At 65.1% G+C, this 14102-nt stretch carries 9 protein-coding genes; all 9 read right to left on the bottom strand.

Annotated elements, in window-relative coordinates:
- Positions 1–119 precede the first annotated feature (119 nt).
- Positions 120–3056: a DUF748 domain-containing protein gene (locus tag PSEEN_RS21925; RefSeq protein ID WP_011535761.1), complete on the bottom strand. Its 2937-nt coding sequence runs from the start codon at positions 3054–3056 to the stop codon at positions 120–122.
- Positions 3057–3134: 78 nt separating this feature from the next.
- Entirely contained in the window at positions 3135–4004 is an 870-nt protein-coding gene (locus PSEEN_RS21920) for an oxygenase MpaB family protein (RefSeq protein ID WP_011535760.1), read from the bottom strand.
- A gap of 39 nt (positions 4005–4043) precedes the next feature.
- Entirely contained in the window at positions 4044–5978 is a 1935-nt protein-coding gene (gene acs, locus PSEEN_RS21915; RefSeq protein ID WP_011535759.1) for an acetate--CoA ligase, read from the bottom strand.
- Positions 5979–6152: 174 nt separating this feature from the next.
- Positions 6153–7817 (bottom strand): glucose-6-phosphate isomerase, encoded by a 1665-nt coding sequence (pgi, locus tag PSEEN_RS21910; RefSeq protein ID WP_011535758.1) that lies wholly within the window; start codon positions 7815–7817, stop codon positions 6153–6155.
- 201 nt (positions 7818–8018) lie between these two features.
- Positions 8019–8882 carry a pantoate--beta-alanine ligase gene (panC, locus tag PSEEN_RS21905; protein ID WP_011535757.1) on the bottom strand — a complete coding sequence of 288 codons (864 nt, stop codon included), beginning with the start codon at positions 8880–8882 and terminating at the stop codon, positions 8019–8021.
- Positions 8879–9679, bottom strand: a complete 801-nt coding sequence (gene panB, locus PSEEN_RS21900) for a 3-methyl-2-oxobutanoate hydroxymethyltransferase (protein WP_011535756.1) — start codon at positions 9677–9679, stop codon at positions 8879–8881. Before panB ends, panC begins: the two co-directional genes overlap by 4 nt.
- 250 nt (positions 9680–9929) lie before the next feature.
- On the bottom strand, positions 9930–10409 hold the full coding sequence (gene folK, locus PSEEN_RS21895; RefSeq protein ID WP_011535755.1) for a 2-amino-4-hydroxy-6-hydroxymethyldihydropteridine diphosphokinase: 480 nt from the start codon (positions 10407–10409) through the stop codon (positions 9930–9932).
- Between the two features lie 2 nt (positions 10410–10411).
- Positions 10412–11806, bottom strand: coding sequence for a polynucleotide adenylyltransferase PcnB (locus PSEEN_RS21890; protein ID WP_011535754.1), 1395 nt, complete (start codon positions 11804–11806; stop codon positions 10412–10414).
- Positions 11807–12662: 856 nt separating this feature from the next.
- Positions 12663–14102 (bottom strand): sigma-54-dependent transcriptional regulator, encoded by a 1440-nt coding sequence (locus PSEEN_RS21880; protein WP_011535753.1) that lies wholly within the window; start codon positions 14100–14102, stop codon positions 12663–12665.

Here is a 14102-nt window from a genome sequence, read left to right as displayed (position 1 = left end):
GGGGTTGACCCGATACGACCTCTGTAGGAGCGGCTTCAGCCGCGATCACCCGCGTAGCGGGTGCCATGCACCGCGGCGTCCTCATCGCGGCTGAAGCCGCTCCTACAGGCGGCGGACGCTTACTCGACGTCCAGGTGCAGCGGCGTGATCACTCGGCCATCGCTTTCGGCCTGGCCGAGGGTGGTGTCGATGAAGTACACCCGGTCATCGGCCAGTTGGCCCTTGTCGACCAGGTAGTCCTTGATACTGGCGGCCCTCTCCTGGCCGAGGGTGCGCAGCAGCGGGGCGCTTTCGGCCCAGGACTTGATCACCGCCTCGCGCAGTTTCGCGCTGCGCTCGTCGCGCCCAAGTTTTTCCCACTCGGCCGGTGGCTGCTGCTTCAGGCGCGTGCGGTAGATGCCCTCGAGCATCGCCGGCTTGTCGCTGTCGTCGACCACCAGCAGGGACGCGTTGGCCGGGACCTTGTCGCCACGGCGCTGGAGGATCTTGTACCAGGTGGCCTGGTACTCGCGCTCCAGGCGCTGCTGGGCGATCAGCGGGCCATCACTGTTCTGGGCCGCGGTGCCTTCGATCTCCAGGCGCAGCTCCGGGCGCTCCTTGAGCGCAGACGACAGTTTGTCCAGGGCGGATTGGGCGTCGGGGGTCAGGTCGCTCGAACCTGCGGCAAAGGCCACGGTACCGAGATCCTCGGCACCGCCGCCCGCGACCAGCCCGCCGATGAACTTGAATGGCGCCTGGGCCGCGCGCAACACCAGGTTGCGCAGGGTCTGCCAGACGATCGGCATCACGCTGAACTGCGGGTTGTTGAGGTCGCCGGAGACCGGCAGCTCGATGGAGATCTTGCCGTCGGTATCCTTGAGCAGCGCCACCGCCAGGCGAATGGGCAGGTCCACGGCGTCGGGACTGTCGACCTTCTCGCCCAGTTGCAGTTGCTCGACCACCACCTTGTTCTCGGCCTTCAGCTGGCCGTTGGTGATCAGGTAATGCAGGTCGAGGTTCAGGCGACCCTTGCGGATGCGGAACCCGGCGAACTTGCCGGAGTAGGGCGTCAGGGTGGTCAGCTCGACACGCTTGAAGCTGGTGGCGATATCCAGGCTGGCCAGCGGGTTGAAAGGGTTGAGCGCGCCCTTGATGGTCACCGGCGCATAGCGGTCGACCTTGCCCTTGATGTCGACCTTGGCCGGCTGCGGCTTGCGGTTGTCGATGGTGCCGATCTGGCCGTTGAGCTGCTGCACGGCGGTGGCGAAGTTGGGCGTGAGCGTGAGGTCGGCGAAGTTGGCCGAACCGTCATTGATGCTGATCTGGCCGACATGGATACCCAGGGGCTTGCTGGCGCCGCCACTGGCCGGCTTGGCCTGAGAAGCCGCTGGTGCGCCGGCTGGCTGTGGGATCAGCAAGTCATCGACGTTGGTGGTGCGGTCTTCGTTGATGATGAAGCGCGTATAGGGCTGCAGCAGGGTCACCTTGTCGATCGACAGGGCGTCGCCATGCACGTAGCTCAAGCCATCGACGTTCACCTGCTGCCATTTGACGAAGTCACGGTTCTTGATGGTATCGAGGGTGTGCAACTGGTTGACCTGGGCCTTGCCGCCAATGGTGAAGGCCAGTGGCTCGGTGCTCTTGAGGTCGACCTTGAGGTCGCTGGACAGCATGCCGCTGCGCAGCTCAAGGCGGATGAACGGGCTGATGTAGGCCTGGGCCACGCGCAGGTCGATGTCACGGGTGGCGACGTCCAGCTTGGCGCTGACCGGCGCCAGGTTGACCTGGCCGGCCGCCTGCAGCTTGCCCTGCTTGCCCACGCCGGTATCGAGCTTGAGGGTGAAGGGCGACTGGTTGAGGCTGTCGAAGTTCTGCAGGTCGAGGTTGAGCGGGCCGACGTCTAGCGCCACCGGTTCCTTCTGGCTGCGGTCGGCCAGGTGGATCAGGTAATTGCGCGCTTGCACATCCTTGAGCAGCACCTGCCAGGGCTTGCTGGGTTCCTTGGCGGCTTTCTCTTGTTCGGTCGGTTCGGCGGCGGCGGGCTCGGCCTTTTCCTTGGGTGTGGCTTTTGCTGGCTGGCTGGCGAACAGCTTCTGCCAGTCGAGCTGGCCATCGCTTTCCAGCGCCGCCCAGGTTTCCAGCTTTTCACTGCGAATCTTGCCGACGGTGACCAGTTGCTTGGCCAGGTCGATGGACGTTTCGCTCACCTCCAGGCTGGCCAGGCGCGCCAGTGGCCGGCCATCGGGGGCCTTGATGGCGAAGGGCGCGACACGCACCGAGGTGTTGTCCAGTAACAGTTCGGTTTCTTTGGACAGGTTGAGCTTGTAGTGGGTGTCGAGGCTGACCACGCCGTCTTCGAGCACCAGGGGCACGGCATCGCGCACATAGGGCCAGAACGCCTTCATCTTGCCCTCGGTGACCTTGAGCGTGCCTTCGGAGGCGATCGGCGCCAGGCTCAGGGTGCCGCTCCAGTCGATGCGGCCACCGGCCGGGCCGTTGGCCACCAGGGTCATGTCGGCATTATCGTCGGGCAGCGTGCTGAGGTTCTTCAGCTCCAGGTTCATCGAGTCGTAGAGGAATTCGATCGGCTCGCTGGGGCGCAGGTCCTGGAAGTGCAGATAGCCTTCGCTGAGCTTGATGCTGCCGATGCGCAGCGGGAACGGGTCGCTGGGCGGCTCGTCAGGCTTGGCTTCGCTGGGCGGCAGCTTGAACAGCTGCGTGAGGTTGAGGCTGCCGTCCTTGGCGAACAGCAGCTCGGTGCGCGGTTTGTCCAGCGCCACGGCTTCCAGGTGCAGGGCCTTGGTCCACAGGCTGTCCAGGGACAGGTTGGCGTACAGGCGCTCGAAGCCCACCTGCTCCTTGCCGGGCTCGCCGATCTGCAGCCCCCACAGGGTCAGTTCAAGGCTGAACGGGTTGAGTTCGATGCGCTGCAAGTGGGCCGGCAAGGTGGCGTACTGGGCCAGTTGCTGGTTGGCGACGCGCAGGGCGATGCCGGGAAGAATCAGGAAGCCGAGCAGGCTGTACAGGGCCACCAGGGCCAGCAGGGCGCCGACGGCGCGGGTCAATCCTTTGGGCATGTGTCGCTTCGTCTGTATCAGGCTGGAGTGGTTGGAGTATGGCACGTTAAATCGGTTCCGCTGAGCCGGCCAAAAACCTCACTCGATCCCCATGCGCCGCCTGGCGCGATGCGCAGAGCCATTGCGCATGGCCCAGCGCAGCACGGGGGCGGTGTTTTTCAGGCCCAGGCGGATCATGCGCCGGGACAGTTCACCCTGGTGCAGGCCGAGCATGTCGCTGGCCCAGCCCGGCAGCAAGTCGATACCCGCGTTGAGCATCAGCTTGCCCACCGGTTGCGCCAGGCGGCTGGGGGCGGGGGCCTTGAGCAGGATGTCGACCACTTCCAGGCTGCGGGCGCTGCATTGAAGCTGTGGGCGCATGCGGCGCAGGTACTCATCGACCTGGGCGCAGGAGCGCGGCACGTCGCGGGCGCCCAGGCGCTCGGCGACCAGCGCGATCTCATCGTAGTACTGGTCCTGGGCGGCGCGGGGCAGGGCGGGGTTGCGGTAGCGCAGGTGGGCGGCGAGGAAGCTGCTGACCTCGGCCACGTGCACCCAGGTCAGCAGGTCGGGGTCGCTGGCGGCATAGGGGCGCCCGTCTGGCGCGGTGCCGGTCACCTTGAGGTGGATGGTGCGTACCTTGTCGATCAGCCATTCGGCGTCGCGGGTCGAGCCGAAGGTGGTGCCGGAGATGAACTGGCTGGTGCGGCGCAGGCGCCCGAGCAGGTCCTGGCGAAAGTTCGAATGGTCCCACACGCCGGCCAGGGCCAGGGGGTGCAGCACTTGCAGCATCAGCGCACTGATGCCGCCCACCAGCATGCTGGGGAAGTCGCCGTGCACCTGCCAGCTGACGCTCTGCGGGCCGAACAGGCCCGGGTCGCCCTTGGGCGACTCCAGGTCGAGCTGGCCGAGGGCCACCCCGGTAAGGCTCATGACCTGGGTTTCGATGCGACGGCGGAGGGTTTCCATGGCGGCCTTTGCTTCAAGGCGGCCCACCCGGGCCGCGGGCTATTGGTTGAGACGCTTGTCGATCAAGCCCTGGACCACGCTCGGGTCGGCGAGGGTGGAGGTGTCTCCCAGGTTGTCCAGTTCGTTGCAGGCGATCTTGCGCAGTATACGCCGCATGATCTTGCCCGAGCGCGTCTTGGGCAAGGCCGGGGCCCACTGGATCAGTTCGGGTTTGGCGAAGCTGCCGATCTCCTTGCTGACCAGCGCCAGCAATTCCTGCTTGAGTGCATCGTCGGGCGTGACGCCGCTCATGGGGGTGACGAAGGCATAGATACCCTGGCCCTTGAGGTCGTGGGGGTAGCCCACCACGGCGGCTTCGGCGACGCTGTCGTGCAGCACCAGGGCGCTTTCCACCTCGGCGGTGCCGATGCGGTGGCCGGAGACGTTGATCACATCGTCGATGCGCCCGGTGATCCAGTAGTCGCCATCGGCGTCGCGGCGCGCGCCGTCGCCGGTGAAGTAGTAGCCGGGCAGGGGTTTGAAGTAGGTGTCGACCATGCGCTGGTGGTCGCCGTAGACGCTGCGGATCTGCCCCGGCCAGCTGGCCTTGATCGCCAGCAGGCCGGCGCCGGGGCCTTCGATGAGCTTGCCTTTTTCATCCAGCAGTACCGGCTGCACGCCGAACATGGGCTGGGTCGCGCAACCGGGCTTGAGCCTGGGGGTGCCGGGCAAGGGCGTGAGCATGATGCCGCCGGTCTCGGTCTGCCACCAGGTGTCGACGATGGGGCAGCGTTTCTGCCCGACCGCCTCGAAGTACCATTCCCAGGCTTCCGGGTTGATCGGCTCACCGACGCTGCCGAGCAGGCGCAGGCTCTGGCGTGATGTGGTCTGCAGGGGGGCGGAGCCTTCGCGCATCAGCGCCCGCAGGGCCGTGGGCGCGGTGTAGAAGATATTCACCTTGTGCTTGTCCACCACCTGCCAGAAGCGCGAGGTGTCGGGATAGTTGGGCACGCCCTCGAACATCAGCGAAGTTGCACCGTTGGCCAGCGGCCCGTAGACGATGTAGCTGTGGCCGGTGACCCAGCCGACGTCGGCTGTACACCAGAACACCTCGCCATCGCGGTAGTCGAACACCACCTTGAAGGTGAGGGTGGCCTGCAGCAGGTAGCCGCCGGTGGTGTGCAGCACGCCCTTGGGTTTGCCGGTGCTGCCGGAGGTATAGAGGATGAACAGCGGATCCTCGGCCTCCATGGGTTCGGCCGGGCAGTCGTCACCGGCTTTCTCGGTTGCCTCGTGATACCAGAGATCGCGGCCCTGGCTCCAGGTCACATCCGCCCCGGTGCGCTTGACCACCAGCACGCTGCTCACCGCCGGGCAGCTGGCGAGCGCCTTGTCGACGTTTTCCTTGAGCGGGATTCGCTTGCCGCCACGTATACCTTCGTCGGCGGTGATCACGGTGCGGCAGTCGGCATCGAGAATGCGGTCGCGCAGGGCATCGGGCGAGAAACCGCCGAACACCACGGAGTGGATGGCGCCAATGCGCGTGCAGGCGAGCATGGCGTAGGCGGCCTCGGGGATCATCGGCATGTAGATGCACACCCGGTCGCCCTTTTTCACGCCTCGCGCTTTGAGTGCGTTGGCCAGGCGGCAGACCTGGCGGTGCAGTTCGCGGTAGCTGACGGCCTTGCTGTCGCCGGGATCGTCGCCTTCCCATAGCAGGGCGGTCTGTTCGCCCCGTTGCGCCAGGTGGCGGTCGATGCAGTTGTGGCTGACGTTCAGTTGAGCGCCATCGAACCAGCGTGCCTTGCCGGTCTTGAGGTCGCATTGTTGCACGCTCGACCAGGGCTTGATCCAGTCCAGGCGCTTGGCCTGTTTGGCCCAGAAGGTGTCGGGGTCGTCGATCGACTGGCGATAGAGGCGGCGGTAGTCGTCGTCGGAGAGTTGCGCGGCCTGGCTGACGGCCAGGGCCTGGGGGGAGTCGCGGATATCGAACATGGCGGGTGGTCCTGCTCTTGTGGAGGCGAGGGACTGCGGCGGCTATTCGATAGGACAGTGTAGCGTCGGGTGATGTTCCTGTAGGAGCCAGCATTGCTGGCGAAGCGACCAACACCGATGAATCGGTGAAACGCCGGTTCGCCAGCAAGGCTGGCTCCTACAGGGGTTAGGCGATCAGCCGCGGTGACGGCCGCGGAAGTAGTTGATCAGGCCTTGGGTGGAACCATCTTCGGCGCTGTCTTCCAGGCTGCCGACCAGGCGCTGGTAAACGCCCTTGCCCAGCTCCTTGCCCAACTCCACGCCCCACTGGTCGAAGGCGTTGATACCCCAGATCACGCTCTGCACGAACACTTTGTGCTCGTACATCGCCACCAGCGCGCCGAGACGACGTGGGCTGATGCGTTCGACCACCAGGGTGTTGCTCGGGCGGTTGCCCGGGATCACCTTGTGCGGCGCCAGCTTGGCGATGTCGTCTTCGTTCATGCCCTTGGCGCGCAGTTCGGCCTCGGCTTCGTCGCGGGTCTTGCCGAGCATCAGCGCCTGGCTCTGCGACAGGCAGTTGGCGTACAGCCACTGGTGGTGGTCGGCGACCGGGTTGAAGCTCACCACCGGGACGATGAAGTCCGCCGGGATCAGCTGGGTGCCCTGGTGCAGCAACTGGTGGTAGGCGTGCTGGCCGTTGCAGCCGACGCCGCCCCAGATCACCGGGCCGGTATCGGTCTTCACCGGGCTACCATCCTGCAGCACGCTCTTGCCGTTGGATTCCATGTCCAGCTGTTGCAGGTGCTTGGTGATGTTGCGCAGGTAGTGGTCGTACGGCAGGATCGCGTGGGCCTGGGCGCCCCAGAAGTTGCCGTACCACACGCCCAGCAGGGCCAGCAGCACCGGCATGTTCTTGTCGAACGGCGCGGTCTGGAAATGCTGGTCCATGGTGTAGGCGCCCGACAGCAGCTCCTTGAAGTTGGCGGTGCCGATGGCCAGGGCGATGGGCAGGCCGATGGCCGACCACAGCGAATAACGCCCACCTACCCAGTCCCACATCGGGAAGATGTTTTCTTCGCGCATGCCGAAGGCCACGGCGGCGGCCTTGTTGCTCGACACGGCGATGAAGTGGCGGTACAGCTCGGCTTCCGAGCCGCCTTGGGCGAGGTACCAGGTGCGCGCGGCGGTGGCGTTCTTCAGGGTTTCGAGGGTGTTGAACGACTTCGACGAGACGATGAACAGGGTGGTCTCGGCGCGCAGGTTGGCCGACAGCTCATGGAATTCGCTGCCGTCGATGTTTGCCAGGTAGTGGCAACGCACGCCGCGCTGGGCGTAGGGCAGCAGGGCTTCGGAAACCAGCTCGGGGCCGAGGAACGAGCCGCCGATGCCGATGTTCACCACGTCGGTGATCGGCTTTTCGCTGTAACCGCGCCACAGGCCGTCATGGATGCGACCGACCAGCTCGGTGATCTGGTTCAGCACCTTGTGCACGTCGGGCATCACGTTGACGCCGTTCACGCTCAGCTTGTCGCCGACCGGGCGGCGCAGCGCGGTGTGCAGCACCGGGCGCCCTTCGGAGGCGTTGATGATCTCGCCGCTGAACATCGACTTGATGGCGTCGGCCAGCCCCACTTCGTTGGCCAGGCCGACCAGCAGGTCGCGGGTCTGCTCGTTGATCAGGTTCTTCGAGTAGTCGAGGAACAGCCCGCAGCTGCTCAGGGAAAACTCTTCGAAGCGCTTGCCGTCGGCGGCGAAGGCTTCGCGCATGCTGAAGCCCTGCATGGCGTCGCGGTGTTGCTGGAGCGCCTGCCAGGCAGGCAGCGCCGTCACGTCGTGGGGGGTACGGTAATACGCCATTGCGAATGATTTCCTTAATGCATTGTCAGGGTTCGACACCGGCAACCTTTGCCAGTTGCAAGTCGCCCATTATAGGCATTGGCCGTTTGGCGGGAATGGGGGGCGGGCGGGGGAACAATGAATTTTTTGCGGGGGTTTTGCTGTGGGTTCGCCGGCAGCCCCGCTCCTTGTAGGAGCCGGCTTGCCGGCGAACAGGGCCGGTCAGGCGGTCTGCTCTTCCAGATGCAGGTAGAGATTGTCGATCAACCGCGTACTGCCCATGTAAGCGGCCGCGATCACCACCAGATCACGGTCATCGACCTGCGCCGGACGCAGCGTCAATGCGTGGCGCACTTCGAGGTAGTCCTTGCGGAACCCCGCGGCGTCCAACTGCGCCTGGCCGTCGGCGACCAGCGCCGAAAAGTCCCGCTGGCCACGACGAATAGCCTCGGCCATACCATTCAGCGTGCGGTACAGCGCCGGCGCGGCGGCGCGCTGTTCGGGGCTCAGGTAGCCATTGCGCGACGACAGTGCCAAGCCATCCTCGGCACGCACGGTCGGCTCGCCGATGATCTGGATCGGCATGTTCAGGTCGCGCACCATGGCGCGGATCACCGCCAACTGCTGGAAGTCCTTCTCGCCGAAAACGGCAAGGTCCGGCTGGACCATGTTGAACAGCTTGCTGACCACCGTCGCCACGCCTTCGAAGTGCCCGGGGCGGCTGGCGCCGCACAGACCTTCGGACAGCTGTGGCACGCTTACGCGGGTCTGCACCGCCATACCGTCGGGGTACATTTCCTCGACGGTGGGGGCGAACAGAAGGTGGCAACCGGCCTGGAGCAGCTTCTCCTGGTCGGCGGCGAGGGTGCGCGGGTATTTGTCCAGGTCTTCGCCGGCGCCGAACTGCAGCGGGTTGACGAAGATGCTGGCGACCACGAAGTCGGCGCGCTGGGCGGCCTTGGTCACCAGCGCGGCGTGGCCGCTGTGCAGGTTGCCCATGGTCGGGACGAAGGCGATGCGCTTGCCCTCGCCACGGGCGCGGGCCACGGCGGCGCGCAGTTCACGGACGGTCTTGACGGTATTCATGCGCTGAACCCATGTTCGCTGGCGGGGAAGCTGACCGTTTTCACGGCCTCGACGTAGGCGGCCAGTGCGCTCTGGATGTCCGGCTGGCCGGCCATGAAGTTCTTCACGAACTTCGGTACACGGCCGCTGAGCGACAGGCCCAGCATGTCGTGCAACACCAGCACCTGGCCATCGGTGGCGCTGCCGGCACCGATGCCGATCACCGGAATGCCGACGGCCTGGGTGATTTCCGCGGCCAGCTCGCTGGGCACGCACTCGAGCAGCAGCATGGCGGCGCCGGCCTGTTCCAGGGCGATCGCATCAGCGCGCATCTGCCGCGCCTGGGCTTCCTGGCGGCCCTGGACTTTATAGCCCCCGAGCACGTTGACGGTCTGTGGAGTCAGGCCCATGTGCGCGCACACAGGTACGCCGCGTTCTGCCAGCAGACGAATGGTTTCGGCCAACCAGGCGGCGCCCTCGATCTTGACCATGTGGGCGCCGGCGCGCATCAGCTGGGCGGCGTTGGTGAACGCCAGCTCAGGGGTGGCGTGGGCCATGAAGGGCAGGTCGGTGAGGATCAGCGCACCATTGTTGCCGCGCTTGACGCTGGCGGTGTGGTAGGCCATGTCGTCGTTGCTGACGGGCAGGGTGCTGTCATGGCCCTGCAGGACCATGCCCAGGGAGTCGCCTACCAGCAGCACTTCGACGCCGGCTTCGCTCGCGGCCTTGGCGAAGGTCGCGTCGTAGCAGGTCAGCATGGTGATTTTCTCACCCTTGGCCTTGAGGCCGTTCAGGGTGGTCAGGGTTACTTCAGGCATGTAGGGGCATCCTCGTTCAGGCGCTGTGAACAACAACTGCGTACAACGCGTGCATTCATCTTCCGGAGCGGCACATCATCGTTCGTGATGTTCGGGCGCAGGTCCGTCCGAGCCTAAATGGGTGATTGCGGCATAGTGGCGCCGCGGGACGCCTATAGTCGTGAGCGAGGTGGGGGAAGTCAATGACCCGTGTTACCGCATTGTTACGGCGTGGGTGTTACTGGCGTTACCGCCGTCTGGAACGCCCGGATTACAGGCGTTCCAGGCCGACGAACGGGCAATCCTGGAGCAGGTGCTCCAGGTGACGGCCATCGGCGAGGCGGAAGTCGGTGGGTACCAGCTCGGCGAGCGGGTAGAGCACGAAGGCGCGTGCGTGCATGTGGTAGTGCGGCACTTTCAGGCGCGGCACATCGATGACCTGGTCACCGAACAGCAGCACGTCGAGGTCGAGGGTGCGCGGGCCCCAGCGTTCCTTACGCACACGGCCCTGGTCGTTCTCGATGGCCTGCAGGGCGTCGAGCAGCTCGAGCGGGGCCAGTGCCGTGTCGATGGCCGCCACGGCATTGGTGTAGCGGGGCTGGCCGGGCAGCAGCGAGTCACTGGTATAGAGCGCCGACGCCGCCGCCAGGCGGGTGTCGGCGATCAGGTCCAGCGCCTGGAAGGCGCTGCGCAACTGCTCGGCGGGCTGGTCGAGGTTGCTGCCCAGGCCGATGAACGCACGGGTGGCCATGCTCAGTCCCAGGCCTGCTCGTCGTCGCGCTTGCGCTTCGAACCGCTGCGTTTGCGCTTGCGCGGGCCGGCACCGGCGCTGGCGCCTTCGTCACGGCTGCCCAGCTCGCGGATCATGTCGCGGCGCTGGCTGTCGTTGGCGTCCTGGTAGTCGGTCCACCATTGGCCCAGGCCGTCGGTTTCCTCGCCGGCGCTTTCACGCAGCAGCAGGAAGTCGTAGCCGGCACGGAAGCGCGGGTTGTCCAGCATCATGTCGGCGCGCTTGCCGCTGCGTCGTGGCAGACGCTCCTGCATGTCCCAGATCTCGCGGATCGGAAGCGTGAAGCGTTTCGGGATCGCGATGCGCTGGCACTGTTCGGCAATCAGGTCGTGGGCCGCACCGTTCATGGCAGGAATCGGCGGCACGCCCTGGCTCTGCAGGTACAGCGCGCGGCCCGGCAGGGCTGGCCAGAGCAGTGCGGCGAACAGGAACGCAGGCGTTACCGGCTTGCCCTGCTTCACGCGCAGGTCGGTGTTGGTCAACGCCTGGCTGATCAGGGTGTGGGTGTACGTCGGGCGTTCTTCCAGCGCGTGGCTGCTGGCCGGGAACAGAGGCTCGAACAGCTCCAGGTCGACCAGCATCTCGAAGGTCATCGCACCCTGGCCGTTGAGGAACAGCTTGAGGCTTTCCTCGAACAGGCGGGCCGGTGGGATGTCGCGCAGCATCGGTGCCAGCTTGCGGATCGGCGCCACGGTGTGTTTCTCGATACCGAAGTCCAGCTTGGCGGCGAAGCGCACGGCCCGCAGCATGCGTACCGGGTCTTCCTGGTAGCGGTGGGTGGGGTCGCCGATCAAGCGCAGCAGGCGGTTGCGGATATCGTGCACGCCGTTGGCATAGTCGAGGATGCGTTCGCTGACCGGGTCGTAGTACAGGGCGTTGATGGTGAAGTCGCGGCGCTGCGCGTCTTCCTCCAGGGTGCCGTACACGTTGTCACGCAGGATGCGACCGCTGGCATTGTGCGACGAGCGGTGGCTGTCGGCCTGGTCTTCATCCGAGTGGGGCGCGCGGAAGGTAGCGACTTCGATGATTTCACGGCCGAAATGCACGTGAACCAGCTTGAAGCGCCGGCCAATGATACGGGCGTTGCGGAACTCGGCGCGCACCTGTTCGGGGGTGGCGCTGGTGGCGACGTCGAAGTCCTTGGGCGTGATGCCCAGCAGCAGGTCGCGCACGCAGCCACCGACCAGGTAAGCCTGGTAGCCGGCTGCCTGCAGGCGCTCGACGATGCCCACGGCATGGCGGCTGAACTGGCTGCGCTGCAGCGAGTGCTGGCTCTTGTTGATCACTTCAGGCGTGGTGCGCCTGTGGTGCTGGCCACGGACGGGCGGGCGGAACGACTGGAACAGCTTCTTCAGCATGGGATGCACTGTTTGAAGGAATGTTCGGCCAAGGATAGGAGAATGGCCGCATGATGGCCGGGGATTCTAGCATTTACTGGGGGAATGGTGTAGGCGCAGTGTGGACGGTGATGCGGGAGGGGGAGAAACGACATGGGGAGCCGAAGCTCCCCACCAAGTCGTTGTGTGCTCTTATTATTTTTCTGCTGGGCTTCTTGTTTTTGTTGAGTGCCCTGTCCACAAATCTCGAAGCTTGTGAACGACCCCAAAACCTGGGGTGAAGAGCAAACGGATTGCTTTGGTCGCCGAGATGATGCTGATCTTTCGATCCAATCAGTTCAGGTGCTGCTTTTGAGTGCAGTTTTTGTTGTTCTCTGCCTGATCGTGGGGCAAGCCCCAAACACAACTCCTCTCCAAAAGAATCAGTTAGCTGCGCCTCCGCCGTCTTGTTTTTATTGTGCGTGAGCCGTTTCGTCTTGTTCTTATTCTGAGTTGCAGTGCTTGTTATTGTTCTTGTACGAAAGATATAGCAGGTGCCGTGCCAACTTTTGAAAACCCAATGAAACCGGGGGTTTTGGCGGATCAGGCAGGGTGCGAGGGCGGGCAAATGTAGAAATTTCGTTACCGTATGCCTCGAAGGCTGTTACGCCATCGGGCAGGGGTAACAGATTTTTGCGGGAACTGATGTGTTACCGGGGGGGCGGGGTGCCTGGCCCGGCTTTGCCGGGCATCGCCAGCAAGGCTGGCTCCTACAGGGGACGGGGGGCTGTTGGGCCGCCAAGATCGGTGCCAAGCCTGTAGGAGCCGGCTTTGCCGGCGAAAGGGCCAGTGCTGTCAGCGCAGGACAGTGGCCCCCTCAGGAAAAAGTCGGCAGGGCTTACTCGCTGGTGGCGTTGCTCTTGCGCCGTGGAATGCCCAGGCGCTGGCGGCGCTCCCACAGGCACTTGCGGCTGACCCCCAGCTTGCGGGCCAATTCCGTTTCGGTCATGTGGTCCTGATGCTCGAGAACGAAATGCTGGAAGTAGTCTTCCAGCGACAAGTCCTCGGTGGGTTCATGGCTGGCATTGTTGACACTGGCGAGGGCCGGCAGGTTGTCCAGCGTGTCGTCGTCCTCCAGGTCGCCCAGCTCGATGTCGATGCCCAGCAGGTCGGCGGAAATCTCCGCGCTCTCGCTGAGAATCACCGCGCGCTCGACCGCGTTCTCCAGCTCGCGCACGTTGCCCGGCCAGCTGTAATGACGGATGGCTTGTTCGGCTTCATGGGAGAAGTGCAGGTCGTCGCGACCGATGCGGGCGCTCTGGCGAGCGAGGAAGGCATTGGCGATCTCGTTGACGTCACTGCCACGTTCGCGCAGGGCGGGTAGTTTCAGGGCAATCACGTGCAGGCGGTAATACAGGTCTTCGCGGAACTGCCCGGCCTTGGCCAGGTTCTTCAGGTCGCGGTGGGTGGCGGCGATCAGGCGCACATCGACCTTCTGCGACTGCACCGAGCCGACCCGGCGGATCTCGCCTTCCTGCAACACGCGCAGCAGGCGCGCCTGGGCTTCCAGCGGCAACTCACCGATCTCGTCGAGGAACAGCGTGCCGCCGTCGGCCGCTTCGACCAGGCCGGCGCGGCCGGCGCTTGCGCCGGTGAAGGCGCCTTTTTCATGGCCGAACAGTTCCGACTCGATGAGCGTTTCCGGGATCGCCGCGCAGTTCACCGAGATCATCGGTGCCTTGGCCCGGCGCGAAAGGTTGTGCAGGGCACGGGCGACCAGCTCCTTGCCGGTGCCGGATTCGCCCTGGATCAGCACATTGGAGTCGGTCGGGGCGACCTTGCGAATCTTGACGTACATGTCCTGCATCGGTGGGCAGGAGCCGATGATGCCGATCTCGCCGTTGGCGGGTGCGCTGCCGGCCTTGTCGCCGGCGGCCTTGCCGTTGCCGGCGCGTGGCTCGGCAGCAGGCATGGCGGCCGGTGCGTTCTGCCGGTCGCGCAGGATACGGGCCACGGCCTGAAGCATCTCGTCGTGGTCGAAGGGCTTGGCGATGTAGTCCACCGCGCCCATTTTCATCGAGTCCACCGCCGAGCGCAGGCTGGCGTAGCTGGTCATGATCAGCACCGGGGTGCCCTGGCCGAGCTTGATCAGCTCGGTGCCCGGGGCGCCCGGCAGGCGCAGGTCGCTGACGATCAGGTCGAAGGTGGCAATGCTGAAGCGTTCCTGGGCTTCCTGCACCGAGCCGGCTTCGCTGACCTGGTACTGGTTCCGTTCGAGCAGGCGACGCAGGGCCGAACGGATGATGGTTTCGTCTTCGACGATCAGAATGTGCGGCAT

Source organism: Pseudomonas entomophila L48 (assembly GCF_000026105.1).
Classification (GTDB): domain Bacteria; phylum Pseudomonadota; class Gammaproteobacteria; order Pseudomonadales; family Pseudomonadaceae; genus Aquipseudomonas; species Aquipseudomonas entomophila.
The sequence above is the reverse complement of the archived record's forward strand: the minus strand, read 5'-3'. Positions and strand labels throughout refer to the sequence as shown.